Below are 16,321 nucleotides of genomic sequence, written 5' to 3'. Positions count from 1 at the left end.
TATAGAAACACCTTCGGCTAGCCACACAAACTTTTTGGTGCTTTTATCAATACCACTTAAATACCTGTTGACAAGCCATCGGGCCGACAATATAGTGCCTTCAGCTTTTCCCGCGCTATCAATAAAAGACAGGGAACAGGCGCAATCAACCATAGCCGGACTGCATACACATGATCGAATACATAATCGGCGTCGACGGAGGGGGTAGCGGAACCCGCGTACGCCTGGCGCGCCCTGATGGACAAGAACTGGGGCAGGGACAAAGCGGGCCTTCCGGCCTGGCACACGGCATCGACCGCGCCTGGACTTCGGTGGCGCACGCCGTCACCCTGGCCTTCCGCGCGGCCGACCTGGCGCAGCCGCCCTTGCAGCAGATAGCCATCGGCCTGGGCCTGGCCGGCGTGCACAACAAGCAGTGGGCCGCCAGCTTCATCGAACACAATCCCGGCTACGCCCACGTGGCGCTGGAGTCCGACGCACTGACCACCCTGCTGGGCGCCCACAGCGGCAAGCCGGGCGCCATCGTCGCCATCGGCACCGGCAGCGTGGGTGAAGTGCTGCATGCGGACGGCAGCCGCCATGAAGTCGGCGGCTGGGGCTTCCCGTCCGGCGACGAGGCCGGCGGCGCCTGGATCGGCATGCGCGCCATGGGCCATGTGCAGCAAGTGGTCGATGGCCGCGTGCCTGGCAGCGCCTTCGCCACGGCCATCATCGACGCGTGCGGCGGCCATCGCGACGCCATGCAGGCCTGGCTGGCCAGCGCCTCGCAGACTACCTACGCGCAACTGGCGCGCCTGGTGCTGGAGCATGCACCGAACAACGCCGTGGCGCGCAGCATCCTGGCCGAAGCGGGCCAGCAAGTCGCACTGATCGCCAGGGCGCTCGATCCGAACGCCAGCCTGCCGGTCGCCCTGTGCGGCGGCCTGGCGGCGCCCTTGTCGGCCTACCTGCCGGCTGAACTGCTGCAACGCGTCGTGCCGGCTCAGGGCGACTCGGCGGCAGGCGGCCTGCGCCTGATACGCAACCATCTGCGGGAAACAGCGCCATGCTAGCCAAACTCTCCAGCTTCAAACCCAATCCCGCCAGCGACACGCCGCTGTACATGCAACTGGCGAACATGCTGTCGGACGGCATCGCCAACGGCGACTGGCGCGCCAACCAGGCCCTGCCCTCCGAGCGCGTGCTGTCGGACCTGCTGGAAATCTCACGGGTCACGGCGCGCAAGGCGATCGACATGCTGTGCGACCGCGGCATGCTGACCCGCAAGCGCGGTTCGGGCACCTATATCACGCCCAAGCTGGAGCAGCCGCTGTCGCGCCTGACCAGCTTTTCGGAAGAACTGCGCCAGCGCGGCTTCAAGGCCGGTTCACGCTGGCTGCAGCGCGACATCGGCGTGGCCGCGCCGCTGGAACTGCTGTCGCTGGGCCTGTCGCCGCATATGCCGGTGGCGCGCTTGCGCCGTTTGCGCACGGCCGACGAAGTGGTGATGGCGATAGAAACGACCACTATCCCGGCGCTGTACATGCCGGACCCGCAGCAGGTGAGCGATTCGCTGTACGGCTACCTGGAGTCGCGCGGCACCATCCCGATGCGCGCGCTGCAGCATATCCGCGCCGTCAACGCCACGGCGGAACAGGCCAAGCTGGCCAATATCAAGACGGGGGAAGCCATGCTGCACATCACCCGTGTCAGTTATCTCGACAACGGCGCGGCAGTGGAACTGACCCACTCATATTGCCGCAGTGATTATTATGAATTTGTAGCGGAGTCGCGCAGATGAGCGATGTATTGAATATCCAAGGTAATATCCTGACACCAGGCGGCTGGATCCATGGCGCCATCGAATTCGATGAGCGCGTCAAGGCGATCACGGGCGACTCGGTCCACCCCTCCCAGAACGGCGACGATTACATCATCCCGGGCTTTATCGACCTGCACGTGCATGGCGGCGCCGGCAAGGACGTCATGGAAGGCGGCGAAGCGGTCTACGCGATTGCCGCCATCCATGCGCGCCATGGCACCACCAGCCTGCTGGCCACCACCATGACGGCGCCGCCGGAAGACATCGACGTGGCCCTGACGGCCATCGGTATCGCGGCCAAGAACCGCCGCCCGAACACGGCGCGCGTGCTGGGCGCCCACCTGGAAGGCCCCTACATCAATTCCGGCAAGCTCGGTGCGCAGCCCAACTATGCGCGCGCCGCCTCGCTGGCAGAAATCGAACGGCTGCAAACCCTGGCCAAGCTGCGCGTGATCACGGTGGCGCCGGAAATCGCCGGCCACCTCGAGCTGGTGCGCGCGCTGGCCGACGCCGGCGTGCGCGTGCAGATCGGTCACTCGCTGGGTTCCTACGAAGACGGCGTGGCCGCACTGGAACACGGCGCGGTCGGTTTCACCCACCTGTTCAACGCCATGAGCGGCCTGCATCACCGCGAGCCGGGCATGGTCGGCGCCGCACTGGCGCACGCCGAATACGCCGAGCTGATACCGGACCTGCTGCACGTGCATCCGGGCGCCATCAAGGTGGCCCTGCGCGCCATCCCGCGCCTGTACTGCGTCACCGATTCAACCGCCGCCACCGGCATGCCGGACGGCGAATACATGCTGGGCCGCCACGCCGTGCAGAAATGCATGGGTGGCGTGCGCCTGCCCGACGGCACGCTGGCGGGCAGCACCCTGACCCTGGACCAGGCGCTGCGCAACCTGGTAGGGCTGGGACTGGACCTGGCCGACGCGTCGCGGCGCGTATCGACCAATGCCGCCGATTACCTGGGCCTGGAAGAACGTGGCCGGCTGGCCCCCGGCACTTACGCCGATCTGGTGGTACTCGATCGCGATCTCAAACTCAAAGCTGTGTATATAGAAGGAGAAATCTGTGACCTCAATGATGCTTAAAGAAGCCGTTTCCGCCGCCGAATGCGTCGCCCTGCAACTGGCCAGCGACACGGAACGCTACGCGGAACTGGGCCGCAAATTGAGGAGTACCTCGTTCTCGACCGCGCTGACCATCGCGCGCGGCAGTTCCGACCACGCCTGCAATTATGTCGCCTACCTGATCATGGCCCGTCTGGGCCGCGTGGTGGCGTCCCTGCCGATGTCGCTGGTCACCCTGAACAAGTCGCCGCTGCTGACGCGCGATACGCTGGCCATCTCGATTTCGCAATCGGGCCAAAGCCCGGACGTGGTCGAACCGATCCGCTACTTCCGCGACGGCGGCGCCACCACCGTGGCCCTGGTCAACGACATCGATTCGCCACTGGCGCACGCCGCCGAGTGGGCGATGCCGCTGCGCGCAGGCAAAGAACAAAGCGTGGCCGCCACCAAGAGCTTCATCACCAGCCTGGTGGCCGGTGCGCGCATGGTGTCGCAATGGCAGAACGACCCGGAACTGCAAGCGGGCCTGGAAGCGCTGCCTGAAGCGCTGCTCGCAGCGACCCGCATCGACTGGTCGCCCGCCGTCGAAGTGCTGGCGCCGGCCCGCAACATCATGGTGGTCGGCCGTGGCATCAGCTTCCCCGTGGCGCTGGAATCGGCACTGAAATTCAAGGAAACCTCGGCCATGCAGGCAGAGGCTTTCAGCGGCGCCGAAATCAAGCACGGCCCGATGGCCCTGATCGAAGACGGCTACCCGCTGCTGATTTTTGCAACGCGCGGCGCTACCCAGGCCAGCTTGCTGCAGCTGGCCGCCGAAATGCGCGGCCGTGGCGCCAAGGTCTTGCTGGCGGCACCGGACGACGTGGCAGAACGTGACCTGACCCTGCCCGTGTCGGCCACGCCTGACCTCGACCCTATCGTCGCGATCCAGTCCTTCTACGTGATGGCGGCACAACTGGCGGCGGCGCGCGGCATGAACCCGGATGCACCGCGTCACTTGAACAAGGTCACTAAAACGAACTAAGCGTAGTACCCGGCAGCGCCGCCCCCGGCACGGGGCAGCGCTGCCACCCCACACGATAAGCGACGGCAAGGGCATGTACCCGCGCCGCGGATTCATAACGATGGAGCCACGCCGCTCCAGGACAAGCATGATGATCAAGAGACTGTTGGCAGCCGTTGCCGCCGTGGCCCTGTTGGCGCCGCAGGCCTACGCTGTCGAAAAAATCGAATTCTGGACCTTCAGCATGAAGCCCAAGTTCACGCCGTATTTCAATGCGGTGGTAGCCAGCTATGAGGCGCAGAATCCCGACGTCAAGATCGAATGGATAGACTTCCCCTGGGATGTAATCCAGACCAAGCTGGTCACGCGCATCGTGGCCCGCACACCGCCCGCGCTGGTCAGCCTGAACGTGCCATGGGCCGATGAATATGCGCGCGACGGCTTGCTCACGCCCGTCGATGCGCTGCTCGGCGAGGCACGCGCCAACTACCTGCCCAGCGCCCTGGCCGACCTGGCTTTCAAGGGCCGCACCTATGGCTTCCCGATGTACAGCAATGTCGCGGTGATCGCCTTCAATACCGCCATTTTCAAGCAGGCCGGCCTCACGCGCGGCCCGGCCAGCCTCGATGAACAGCTGGCGTTTGCGCGGCAAATTGCGCAGCGCACGGGCAAGGCCGGCATCGCGCCGGCACTGTCGAAAATCGATGGCCTGTTCATGCAGCAGGGTTTGCCCGTGATCGTCAATAACAAGGCTGTTTTCAATTCGCCGCAACATGTGGCGCTGGTGCAGAAGCTGGCCGACACCTATAAAGTCGGTGGCCTGCTCAAGGAAAGCCTGTTCGCCGAAGATAATTTTCCGGCCGTGATCGACGCCTACAAGGGTGGCCGCCTGGGCATGCTGCTGGCGCCGCCAACAGCCATGCAGCGCATCCGCAGCGACGCCAAAGACATCTACGCCATCACCGACGTGGCGCCGGCGCCGCTGGGCCCGACCGGCATCGCCGATGGCGGCTGGCTGGTGCATTTTGCAATTCCCAAAGGCGTGTCGCCACGCTTGTTGCCGGCGGTGGGCAAGTTCGCCCGCTTCCTCACCAATGACGACAACCAGCTGGCCTTTGCGCGCCAGGCCAGCGTCTTCCCGACCACCATCAAGGCGGCGGCCGACCCCTTCTTTTTATCGACGCCGAAGAACGCAGGCGCGGCCGAAAAGGCCGTCGCTGCCGGCGCGATGTCGATGAACCACTCGCGCACCCTGTACGTGGCCGGCATCGACGATTACGATGAATTGCGCCGCTCGCTGGTGAAAGCCGTCGAGGCGGGTGTGACGGGCAAGCAGGATGTGAAGCAGGCGCTGGATCAGGCAGTGGCCATCTGGAACAAGAAACTGGCCACCTTGGCGCAGCATTGAGAAAGACGCAGATGAAACCCGTTCACCGCCGCACCCTGCAAGCCTGGCTATTTTTGACCCCGGCCCTGTTGCTGCTGGCTGCCTTTTCCTTCTGGCCCGTCGGCTACGGTTCCGTGCTGGCGTTCACCGATTACAGCTTGATACGCGAGACGCGTTTCGTCGGCCTCGATAACTTCCGCTACATCTTCAATAACGAGATGTTTGTCTCGGGCCTGAAAAATTCGCTGCTGTTTTTGCTGATGGTGCCCTTCGTGCAGATCGGTGCGATCTCGCTGGCGGTGCTGGTGAATAACCGCCTGCCCGGCATCCGTTTGTTCCGCGCCGCCTTTTATGTACCGGTGGTGACCACCGTGTCGGTGGTCGGCATCATGTGGGGCTTCATGTTCCACGAACAGGGCGCCTTGAACTACGTGATGATGACCTTGAAGCTGGTGAATGCACCGGTGGGCTGGCTGTCCAACGACAGCCTGGCGCTGTTTGCCGTGATGTTTGTCACCCTGTGGCGCGGCCTGGGCTGGTATATGGTGATGTACCTGGCCGCCCTGCAATCGATCCCGTCGGACATGCAGGAAGCGGCCATGCTTGATGGCGCCAACCGCTGGCAGCGCTTCTGGAAAATCACCGTACCGATGCTGCGCCCGACCATCATGCTGTGCTCCATCCTGTCCGTGCTGGCAGCCTTGAAGGCGTACCAGGAAGTCGATGTGCTGACACAGGGCGGCCCCATGAATTCCACCTTCACGGCGCTGTACTACGCTTACGACCAGGGATTGAAACACTTGAAACTGCCGCGCGCGCTGGCGGCCAGCTTTGTCGTTTCGCTATTCTGCATCGGCATCGCCCTGCTTTGCCTGCGCTATCTGAAACCGAAACACCGCTGATAAGGGAATGACCATGAAAATCCGTTCCCGCCCATTGAAGACGCGCTTACAAGTGCTGGCCCACTATGGCGTGCTGTGCGCCATCGCCGTGATCTGCGTCTTCCCCTTCTGGTGGACCCTGGTGACCGCCATTTCCACGGAAGGCAATATCTTCGCGTTTCCGCCCACCTTCTGGCCGAAAGCGCCATCGCTGGAAAATTTTATTGAAGTATTCAACGCGATTCCCATCTGGTCCTTCTTCAAGAACTCGGTGCTGATCGCGGTGTTCACGGTCTTCTGGAAATTGCTGCTGTGTTCCCTGGCAGCCTATCCGCTGGCGCGCCTGAAATTTCGCGGCCGCAAACTGGTGTTTGGCCTGATCCTGGCGACCCTGGTGCTGCCGTCCGAAGTGAACTTTCTGGTCAACTTCATCACCATCACGCAAATGAGCCTGGTCGATACCTACACGGGCGTGATCCTGCCGAACGTGGTGACGGCGGTGGCGATTTTGCTGCTCAAGCAGGCCTTCGAAGAAGTGCCGCAAGACCTGATCGATGCGGCGCGCGTCGATGGCGCTTCGGAGTGGGTGATTTTCAGCCGCATCATGCTGCCACTGATCACGCCATGGCTGGCCACGGTGGGTATTCTGACAGCCGTCGAATCGTGGAATGAATACATCTGGCCATCGATCGTGATGAGCAAACCCGATGAATTCCCGCTGTCGGTCGGCGTGCTGTATTTGCGCGGCACTTTCGGCAGCAGCACGCGCGTGGTGGCGGCCGGCACGCTGATCACCATCGTGCCAACCCTGCTGGCGTTTTTGTTCACGCAGCGCTTCTTCATGCGCGGCATGGATGGCGCGGTCAAGTAATCCCCCACAACATTGATACACCCACTGGATGCACGGAGACCTTGAATGACAGAGTTAAGTAAAAACGGTAAAAGCCTGCGCAGCCCGATCACCTGGGTTCCCACGCTGTACTTCGCCCAGGGCTTGCCGTTTTACGCGGTGGCGCTGGTGGCCGGCCTGATGTTCAAGAGCCTGGGTGTGCCGAATGACCAGATCGCGCGCTGGACGGGCCTGATCGGTTTCGCCTGGGTCTTCAAGCCCTTGTGGAGTCCCTTTCTGGAGCTGGCGCCCAGTAAAAAAACCATGGTGGTGCTGTTCCAGTTCCTCGGTGGCCTGAGCCTGGGCATGATCGCGCTGGCGCTGCAAACGCCGCTGTGGTTTGCTGCCTGCGTGGCGGTGCTGGCCGTGGCGGCACTGGCGTCGTCGACGCATGACATCGTCTGCGACGGCCTGTATATCGCCAGCCTGTCGAACAAGCAGCAAGCGGCCTACGCGGGCTGGCAAGGCGCCTTCTTCAATGCCGGCAAATTCATTTCACTGGGCGGCCTGGTGATACTGGCCGGCTACCTGGAAGACCATATCGGTAAAAAAGAAGCATGGTCGGTGATCTTCCTGATCATCGGCGCCATCATGGTGTCGCTGGCCGCCTACCATATCTGGTCGCTGCCACAAGTACGCAATACGGCAGTCAAGGACAAAAGCATCGCCGGCATCAGCAACACCCTGTGGGAAGTGCTGGTGGACTTCCTGAAAAAGCCCGGCATCTGGGGCATGATCGCCTTCATCATCCTGTTCCGCGCGGGCGAAGCGCAAGTGCAGACCATCGGCCCGCTGTTCCTGCGCGAAGCGCGTGAACTGGGCGGCCTGGGCCTGTCGACGGTGGAAGTGGGCGCCGTGTATGGCACGGCCGGCACGGTGGCCTTTTTGCTGGGCAGCATAGGCGGTGGTTACTTTACGTCCTGGCTGGGCCTGAAACGCGCCATGTTCTTCCTGATCCTGGCCATGAACTTGCCGAACCTGGTGTTTTACTACCTGAGCCACAGCCTGCCGACCGACCTGACCCTGATCACGGCCGCCCTGAGCGTGGAAATGTTTGGCTATGGTTTCGGCTTCGTCGGCCTGATCCTGTTCATGATGCAGGTGGTCTCGGTAGGTAAATACCAGACCGCCCACTATGCCTTCGCCACCGGCGTGATGCAGCTGGGTTTCGTGCTGTTCAAGATGATCAGCGGCGATATCCAGATGGCGCTCGGCTACAAGAACTTCTTCCTGTGGGTGCTGGTGTCGGCCATCCCCGTGCTGGTTCTGTCGCGCTTCATGCGCGTCGGCCCGAAAGAGAGTGCGGAAAAGCCTGCAACGGCCGAGTCCCCATCCGCACCAGCGAGCGCAAATTAAGAGTCAATCGGAGTCACGACGTACATGGCACAAATCGTTTTAAACAATATCGTCAAGCTGTATGACGACAAGCACCCGGTCATCCACGGCATCGACCTCGACATCCGCGATGGCGAATTCGTGGTCTTTGTCGGCCCGTCCGGTTGCGGCAAGTCGACCCTGCTGCGCATGATCGCCGGCCTGGAAGACATCAGCGGCGGCGAGCTGCATATCGGCGGCAAGCTGGCCAACGATATCGCGCCGGCCGAACGGGGCCTGGCAATGGTATTCCAGAGCTATGCCCTGTACCCGCACATGACCGTGTTCGAGAACATGGCGTTTGCCCTGAGCCTGGCCGGCCATAAAAAGGCCGAGGTGCGCGCTGCCGTGGAACGGGCGGCCGATATCCTGCAGATCACGCCGCTATTGAAACGCAAGCCGAAAGACCTGTCGGGCGGCCAGCGCCAGCGCGTAGCGATCGGCCGCGCCATCGTGCGCAAGCCGCAAGTGTTTTTGTTCGACGAACCGCTGTCCAACCTCGACGCCTCGTTGCGCGTGCAGATGCGCGTTGAAATCTCGCGCCTGCACCAGGAATTGAAGACCACCATGATCTACGTCACGCACGATCAGGTCGAAGCGATGACCCTGGGCGAGCGCATCGTGGTGTTCAACGGCGGACGCATCGAACAGGTGGGCAGCCCGCACGAGTTGTATAACAATCCGGGCAATCTGTTCGTGGCCGGCTTCCTTGGTGCGCCCAAGATGAACTTTATCCCCTGCACCGCTGTGGCGGGAGATGCGCACAAGGTCAGCGTGCGCCTGCCCGGCGGCGCCGTCATCGATATCGCCGCCTGTGGCAGCGCCATCGCAAACGGTGACAAGCTGACACTGGGCGTGCGCGCCGAACACCTGGGCCTGCGCGGCGCGGCAGATAGCCAGGACAATCTGGTCGACGCCCAGGTCAGCCACGTCGAATACCTGGGCGACGTGGCCATCGTCTACGCCAGCGTGGCGGGTGTACCGGAGATGCTGGCCGTAAAACAGCCGGCCGAGGGGGCGCTGCTGCAGGCGGGCGACGCCATGCGGCTATATCTGCCGCCCCAGCGCTGCCTGCTGTTTGATGCAAAAGGGAAAGCCCTAGCGCGCACCGTTTAAGACCTGCAGCGGCCGTTTATGTGACAATAGCCGCTGTTTACCATGCTGGCGCCCTTTAACTTGTGCGCCCGGAATGGCAGAATACGTGTTTTTCAAGCTAGCCTGGCCCCTTGTGTTGCCGCAGCAGCAAGCAATGCCAGCGCATACTTTTGTTATTGATTGAAGGATTGACCATGTCCCAATTCCGCCTCGCCCGTCTTAGCCTGCTCCTGGCCGCCATCGGCCTGAACATGCTGCCCGCCCTGTCGCACGCGCAGGATGCGCAACCTGCCGCGCCTGCCGCAGGCGCGCCGGCTGCCGCCCCTGCCGACACGGTGCGTCCTGAAGTCTTCAAGCTGCTCGATCCAGCCGTCGTGAAAGCGTCGATGGATGCCAAGAATTATGCCGACGTACAAAGCCGCATCGACCAGGTCGCCGCCATCCCGGCCCTGACGCCGTACGAGCTGTTCGTGCTGAACCGCCTGCGCGTGGCCCTCGCTTCGACCACCAACAATGCACCAATGGCCATGACGGCGCTGGAAGCAGTGATCGAATCGGGCAAGCTTGATAAAAAAGCACAAGGCGACTTTATCCAGGCACTGGCGAATTATCACTACAACGCCAAGGACTACAGCAACGCCATCAAATGGTTCACCCGCTACCAGACCGAGACCGGCGATGTGGCCGGCGTGCGCCAGTACATCATTCGCGCTTATTATTTCAACAACGATTTCGCCCGCGCGAAACAGGAGTTGATGAGCGATATCACAGCCAAGCAGCAAGCGGGCCAGACGCCATCGCTGGAAGAACTGCAATTGCTGGCCAATACTGGCTCGAAAAGCAAGGATCAGGCAACCTATCTGATCGCCATGGAAAACCTGGTGCGCTACTACCCATCCGATGATTACTGGTCCGACCTGCTGGGCCGCCTGCAAGGCAAGGCTGGCTACTCGGACCGTTTCGCACTCGACGTGCTGCGCCTGCAAAACCAGGCCGTGAAAACCATGTCGCCGGAAGACTATAGCGACATGGGTGAAATCGCCCTGCAAAACGCCTTCCCGACCGAAGCGAAAAAAGTGCTGGACGCCGGCTTCGCCAAGGGCGTGCTGGGTACCGGCGCCAACGCCGCCAAGCACAAGAAACTGCGCGACCAGGCCAACAAGGCCGCCGCCGATGACGCGAAAGGCATTGCAGCTGGCGAAGCATCGGCCCTGAAGAGCAAGGACGGCACGGGCCTGATCAACCTGGGTTACGCCTATGTGACGATGGACCAGTTCGACAAAGGTATCGACCTGATCCAGAAAGGCATCGCCAAGGGCGGCCTGAAGCGTCCTGAAGACGCCAAACTGCGTCTGGGCTACTCCTACGCCATGGCTGGCAAGAAAGATGAAGCGATCAAGGAACTGGAAAGCGTCAAGGGCACCGACGGCGTCAGCGACCTGGCCCGCTACTGGATCTTCTGGCTGAACCGTCCAGCGACGGCAGCAGCGGCAGCGCCTGCAGCAGCACAGTAATTTGCACGCTTAACGCATACAAAGCGGTTCCCGGCATAGTCCGGGGCCGCTTTTTTTTCGAGCTGGATTTTATCTTTTTCTCAACTTTTATAATTTAAAAATAGGATCTGACCACAACCATGCCGCCAACCACCGCTGCGACCACACAAGAACGCTTGATCAGCCTGGACGCCTTTCGCGGCTTCGTGATCCTGGCGATGATCTGGGTCAACTACCTGGGCGGCATGCCGGACATCCCCTACTGGCTGGAACATGCGGGGCCGCGCGCCGACGGCATCACCCTGCCCGACCTGGTCTTTCCCGGCTTTTTGTTCATGGTGGGCATGGCCATCCCGCTGGCCTTGCAGCGTCATTGCGGCCAGGTCACTCCGGCCCTGCTGGGTCGCTTGCTGTGGCGTTCGGCCAGCCTGATGCTCGCTGGGGTGGTGCTGGTCAACGCCTACCGCTACGATGCAGCAGCCAGCTTGCTGCCGCGCGCGCCGTATTACCTGCTGTTTTATGTGGCGATGATCTTGCTGTGGCGCCAGGGTTCCGGGCGTTGGGAGCTGGCGGCGGGCGGCGCACTGATGCTGTTTCTGCTGGCCACTTTCCGTGGCCAGCTCAATGATGAATTTAACAGTACCTGGCTGCAGCCCAGCTGGTGGGGCATCCTTGGCATGATAGGCTGGTCGTATCTACTGTGCAGCCTGATCTACCTGGCGTGCCACGGCAAGGGCACGGCCCTGATGGGCGCGTTTGCCGGCCTGATCGTGCTGTACATGGGCGGCACGGCGGGCAGCCTGGACTTCTTGCCAGCCGGCATCAGCAAGCTGGTCAATGTGCCGCAGCTGCTCGGTTCCACCGCTGCCAACGTCATGGCAGGCACGCTGGTGGGACGCCTGTTCCTGCGCGATGCTGCACTGAGCAATAAACAGCGCATGGTCTTCATGGCCTGGTTCGCGGCCGGCCTGTTTGCCGCCGGCCTGCTGCTGCGCCCGTATCATCAGATCAACAAGATCTTCGCCACGGAATCGTACACGCTGGTGTGCAGCGGCATCGTGCTGGCCATGTTCCTGCTGTTTTACATCGTGATCGATATCTGGCGCTGGCGCGCCTGGGCGGCCCTGCTGCTGCCGGCCGGCGCCAACGCCCTGTTTGCCTACATCGCCCCCGACCTGTGGGAACAATTGGCAGCTACGCTGCATTTGCCGCGCTTCTGGTGGCCCTGGTGGGAAACGGGCGGCGCCGCCGGCCTGTTGAACGCCGCCGTCGTCACCGCCCTGATGCTGCTGCTGACCGTACTGGCCAGCCGCTATCGCCTGAAGCTGAAGTTCTAACGCTTACACCTTGATGTAGATCTTGCGCTTGTCCATGCCGTAGGCGATCAGCCAGCACAGCAGCATGAAGCTGGTCGCAAACAGCAGGGACGCCAGATGCGGCGGCGCCCAGCCCACGAACAGGGTGCGGTACAGCCAGTCATACCCGTTCAGGGAGCCAACGCGCACCGTAAACGAAATGATCACCAGCAGCATCGACAGCAAATAGATGAACAGGGTATTCTTGCCGAACACCTCGAAGAAGTAAGTCCAGCCTGTCATGCGGCGCACATCAATGATGAACATCAACGCGACCAGCAGCAACACATCGAGGCCGATGCCCAGCATCACATAAGAGCTGGTCCACAGCTTTTTATTGATGGGGAACACCATATTCCAGCACAGGGCCACGGCCACGCACATGACGCCCGCCACGGCCAGCTGGTACAGGCTGCGGCGCAGCTGCGCCGGCGCCGTCTGGCGTAAAAAGCTGCCCGCCAGGTAGCCGGCGATCACATTGACGATGGAGGGCAGAATGCCCAGTATGCCTTCCGGATCGAAGGCCATGCCTTCGCCGTGGTACAAATGATTCTCGCCCAGCAAGAATACATCCAGCTTGGCCGGCACATTGCCCTGCAGCGTATAGTCGCCCCAGTGCGCCAGGATGGCCCAGTAGCCCAGCAAGGCCACGGCGGAAAACAGCAGCGCGCCGCGCGCCTTCCAGTAATGCAGGATCAATGCGGCGGCCAGGTAACACACGGCGATACGCTGCAGCACGCCGGGGATGCGCACCTGCGACAGCGGCGTCCAGGCGAACTGGCCCGCCTCATCGATCTTAAAGAAGGGAAACCAGTACAGGAAAAAGCCCAGCAAGAAAATCAGCGCGCTGCGCCTGAACAGCTTGGCCAGCACCGCGCCATGGCCCAGTTTTTCATACTTACCCAGCGCAAATGCCAAGGCATTGCCAACCACAAACAGAAAGCTGGGAAAAACCAGGTCGGTCAAGGTAAAGCCGTGCCAGTCGGAATGCAGGAATGGCGCATAGACCGTACCCCAGTCGCCCGGGGTGTTGACGACAATCATCAGCGCCACGGTCAGGCCGCGCAAGACGTCGAGTGCGAGATAGCGTTGAGAGCTCTGCGTTATAGTTGTCATGGTTCAGCAATTCAAAAAGAGAAACCGGCTTCCATTGATGACAGGAAGCCGGCAAAAAACTTACAGCTTGGCGCGCAGTCCAAAATAATATTGGCGGCCGTTCGAATACAGCGCCGTCGGCTGGTCCTTGTTGGCGCCGTAATACTTGAGCACCGGGTTGTTCAGGTTCAGCGCATCAAAGGTCAGCGAGTAACGTTCGTTGATCTTGTAATTGATCGACGCCGCCAGATTGCCCACGCCATTCACATACTGCGGTGAACTGCTGAACAGGCCGGCCAGGAAGCTGGAACGGTAGGTGTAAGCGAGGCGGGCACTGAGGCGGTCGTCCTCGTAATAGCCTTCCACGTTATACGTGCCCTTCGAACTGCCCACCACGGCGGCGCCATCGGCCGCCTTGCCATTGGTATAGGTGTAATTGCTCACCACCCCGAAGCCGCCCCACAAACCTTGCTGGTAACTCAATTCCACACCCTTGTTGGTGGCGCCGATATTGGTCGGCGACTGGATCACATAGGTGTTGAATTTCTTGAACGTATTATTGTAATAGGTGGCAGGCGCCGTGCCGAAGGTCACATAGGACTTCATGTCCATATAAAACACACCGGCAGACAACATGGCCTTGGGCGCGAAATACCATTCCAGCGTGGCGTCGTAATTAGTCGAGCGTATGGGTTTCAAGTCAGGATTGCCGCCCGTGCCCGTCAGCAGCTGGTCGTTCAGGTTGACGGCCCCCACCAGCGCGCTGTAATCGGCGCGCGCCATGGTTTTCGCTACCGCTGCGCGGGCCACCAGATCCTTGCTCAGGTCAAACTTGAGGTTTGCGCTGGGCAATACATCCGTGTAGCTGTGCTTGACGACGGTGGGCGTGTACGTGCCAAACAGATTGTCCTGGCCGATAGGATTCGGTCCGCCCGGCACATTCGTCACCGTCGTCTGCTGGGTGCGCACCAGCCGCACGCCCACATTGCCGCGCCATTTATTGCCGGACAAATTAGCCATCACATAGGCCGCGCTGTCTTTTTCCTTCACGTCCAGTTCGGCTGGCCAGTTACGCGAATTCGGTCCGCCGGTGGTGTCGTACTGATTGGCCCAGGCCACCAGGTCGGCAGGGCTGAGCTGCCAATAGCGGCCATAGCCGCCACCACCCAAGCCCTTGCCATAGTCGCCCGGATAAGTGGCGCCGCTCCAGACCGGCAAGGGTGCGTTGGTGGTGCCGTCGCACAGAGCGCAGCTGCGGTTTTCAGGCCACGACACATTGCGGTGATGCTCCGCGTAGCGGGCGCCGAATTTCAGCGATTCCAGCACGCCCAGATCCATGCTCAGTTCGCCATCGAGCTGACCGTATTTCTCCGTATCCAGCGTCTCCACGTGCGAACCCCAGGCCGAAGCCGTGACGGCATTGCTGAACTTCGACACATCGAGACCAGGGAAGGACATCTTCGCCGGCGACAGGCCGTTCAGCTGATACGACACGCCGATGCCGCTCAGGCCCGCTTCATAACCGAGGTCGACCGGCGTCTCGCCGATGCCGCGCGTGTAGCCCAGGCTGCCGCTGATGCGCAGCCGGTCGCTGGCGCGGTAACTGCCATTGAAATCGATGTACGCGGTCAAGGAATTCGAGCCGGGACGGTAGATCTGGTCCACCAGCGCGGGATACAGCTGGCCGTTGTAGGGCGTAGTGCCGGCAGCCGGGAACTGCGAAGCAGGAAAATCGGCCGCCACCAGGGTATTGTTCTTGACCGTGAAGGCGCTGGGGATCACGCCCACATGCTTGCCGTCATTGTCCACCGCATTCAGGTTGGCGCCCGGCTGGTTATAAAAGCTGCGGTTGTAATTGGCTGCGTCGAGCTTGGAATAAAAACCGTTCACGTCCAGCATCAAGTCATTGCTCGGCTTGAACTGCAGATCGATGCTGCCGCCTTGCCGCTTGCGCACCTGCTCGAACAGGGCCGAATTGATGCCCAGCGGCGCCAGCACACCGGCCAGTTCCGGATATTTCTGTGCGGCCGGGCTGTTCGCATCGATGGCGCCATAACCAAAGAATTCCTGGCCATCGCGGCGCTCGTGGCGTTTCTCGGAAAACACCTGGAACAGCACACCCATGCTCTTGGCCTCATTCTTCCAGTTGAACAGGGCATTCATCTGCGGATCGGTCTTGCCAGGCAAGTCCGCATAAATCGCCTGCACCGCCAGTTCGGCCGTGAACGGGTCCTTGAAGCTCAGCGGCTTGCGCGTCTCGATATTGATCGAGCCGGCCACGCCGCCTTCCACCAGGTCGGCCTGCGCACTTTTCTGCACCGTGACGCGGCTGACGATTTCCGACGGCAGCAGGGAAAAGCTGACGCTGCGCCCCACCGTGCCCACCTGGTCCGTGACAAACCAGTCGCCCGTGCCCACGGCATGGCCATTGATCAGGGTTTGCGTCAGGCTGGGACTGGTGCCGCGGATGCTGACCCGGTCATTTTCGGAAAAGCCGCCCTCGCCACCGGCCGACGATGAAATGTTGACGCCCGGCACGCGCTGCACGGCGTCGGCCACGTTCTTGTCGGGCAGCTTGCCGATATCTTCGGCGCTGACCACATCAATCACCGAATCGCTGTTGCGCTTCTGGCTCAGCGACTGTTCCAGCGAAGCGCGGATGCCCGTCACCACCACGGCTTGCATGGAAGGGTCGGTGGCGACAGCCTGCTGTGCCTGCACCGCCATGCTGATCGATAGCAGGGCGGCGGCGGCGGCAACAGGACGCAAGGTGGTGGTAAAAGCAGGGAAAGGAAATACGGCATGCAAACGACTATTCATAAGCTCCTCGATTTATAGGTATACCGCCGGTGGCGGGGTGTTTTATATGAATACA

At 61.6% G+C, this 16,321-nt stretch carries 13 protein-coding genes; 11 read left to right on the top strand and 2 right to left on the bottom strand.

Annotation, left to right across the window (positions count from 1 at the left end):
* Nucleotides 1–170: 170 nt before the first annotated feature.
* From HDE72_RS06740 to HDE72_RS06690, 11 genes are all read left to right on the top strand, one after another.
* Nucleotides 171–1,052: a glucosamine kinase nucleotide-binding domain-containing protein gene (locus tag HDE72_RS06740; protein WP_183738173.1), complete on the top strand. Its 882-nt coding sequence runs from the start codon at nt 171–173 to the stop codon at nt 1,050–1,052.
* Nucleotides 1,046–1,780, top strand: coding sequence for a GntR family transcriptional regulator (locus HDE72_RS06735; protein WP_183738172.1), 735 nt, complete (start codon nt 1,046–1,048; stop codon nt 1,778–1,780). The genes HDE72_RS06740 and HDE72_RS06735 overlap by 7 nt, the downstream gene beginning before the upstream one ends.
* Complete coding sequence (nagA, locus tag HDE72_RS06730; RefSeq protein WP_183738170.1) at nt 1,777–2,895, top strand: N-acetylglucosamine-6-phosphate deacetylase; 1,119 nt, start codon at nt 1,777–1,779, stop codon at nt 2,893–2,895. The genes HDE72_RS06735 and nagA overlap by 4 nt, the downstream gene beginning before the upstream one ends.
* On the top strand, nt 2,885–3,898 hold the full coding sequence (locus tag HDE72_RS06725; protein WP_183738350.1) for an SIS domain-containing protein: 1,014 nt from the start codon (nt 2,885–2,887) through the stop codon (nt 3,896–3,898). Before nagA ends, HDE72_RS06725 begins: the two co-directional genes overlap by 11 nt.
* A gap of 127 nt (nt 3,899–4,025) precedes the next feature.
* Nucleotides 4,026–5,285 carry an ABC transporter substrate-binding protein gene (locus tag HDE72_RS06720; protein WP_183738168.1) on the top strand — a complete coding sequence of 420 codons (1,260 nt, stop codon included), beginning with the start codon at nt 4,026–4,028 and terminating at the stop codon, nt 5,283–5,285.
* An 11-nt stretch (nt 5,286–5,296) separates the two neighbouring features.
* Entirely contained in the window at nt 5,297–6,166 is an 870-nt protein-coding gene (locus HDE72_RS06715; RefSeq protein ID WP_183738166.1) for a carbohydrate ABC transporter permease, read from the top strand.
* 13 nt (nt 6,167–6,179) lie between these two features.
* The gene (locus HDE72_RS06710) at nt 6,180–7,016 is read left to right on the top strand and encodes a carbohydrate ABC transporter permease (protein WP_183738164.1); all 837 of its coding nucleotides are present in this window, start codon (nt 6,180–6,182) and stop codon (nt 7,014–7,016) included.
* Nucleotides 7,017–7,061: 45 nt separating this feature from the next.
* On the top strand, nt 7,062–8,390 hold the full coding sequence (locus tag HDE72_RS06705) for an MFS transporter (RefSeq protein WP_183738162.1): 1,329 nt from the start codon (nt 7,062–7,064) through the stop codon (nt 8,388–8,390).
* Between the two features lie 24 nt (nt 8,391–8,414).
* Nucleotides 8,415–9,524, top strand: a complete 1,110-nt coding sequence (locus tag HDE72_RS06700; RefSeq protein ID WP_183738160.1) for an ABC transporter ATP-binding protein — start codon at nt 8,415–8,417, stop codon at nt 9,522–9,524.
* A gap of 173 nt (nt 9,525–9,697) precedes the next feature.
* The gene (locus HDE72_RS06695) at nt 9,698–11,017 is read left to right on the top strand and encodes a tetratricopeptide repeat protein (RefSeq protein ID WP_183738158.1); all 1,320 of its coding nucleotides are present in this window, start codon (nt 9,698–9,700) and stop codon (nt 11,015–11,017) included.
* 119 nt (nt 11,018–11,136) lie between these two features.
* Nucleotides 11,137–12,333, top strand: coding sequence for a DUF5009 domain-containing protein (locus HDE72_RS06690; RefSeq protein WP_183738156.1), 1,197 nt, complete (start codon nt 11,137–11,139; stop codon nt 12,331–12,333).
* Between the two features lie 3 nt (nt 12,334–12,336).
* Here the strand turns inward: HDE72_RS06690 and HDE72_RS06685 are convergent, their stop codons facing one another.
* Nucleotides 12,337–13,467: an acyltransferase family protein gene (locus HDE72_RS06685; RefSeq protein ID WP_183738154.1), complete on the bottom strand. Its 1,131-nt coding sequence runs from the start codon at nt 13,465–13,467 to the stop codon at nt 12,337–12,339.
* A gap of 60 nt (nt 13,468–13,527) precedes the next feature.
* Nucleotides 13,528–16,266, bottom strand: coding sequence for a TonB-dependent receptor (locus HDE72_RS06680; protein ID WP_260176548.1), 2,739 nt, complete (start codon nt 16,264–16,266; stop codon nt 13,528–13,530).
* Between the last annotated feature and the right edge of the window lie 55 nt (nt 16,267–16,321).

The sequence above is a fragment of the Janthinobacterium saanense genome (genome assembly GCF_014200675.1).
GTDB lineage: Bacteria > Pseudomonadota > Gammaproteobacteria > Burkholderiales > Burkholderiaceae_D > Janthinobacterium.
The sequence above is the reverse complement of the archived record's forward strand: the minus strand, read 5'-3'. Positions and strand labels throughout refer to the sequence as shown.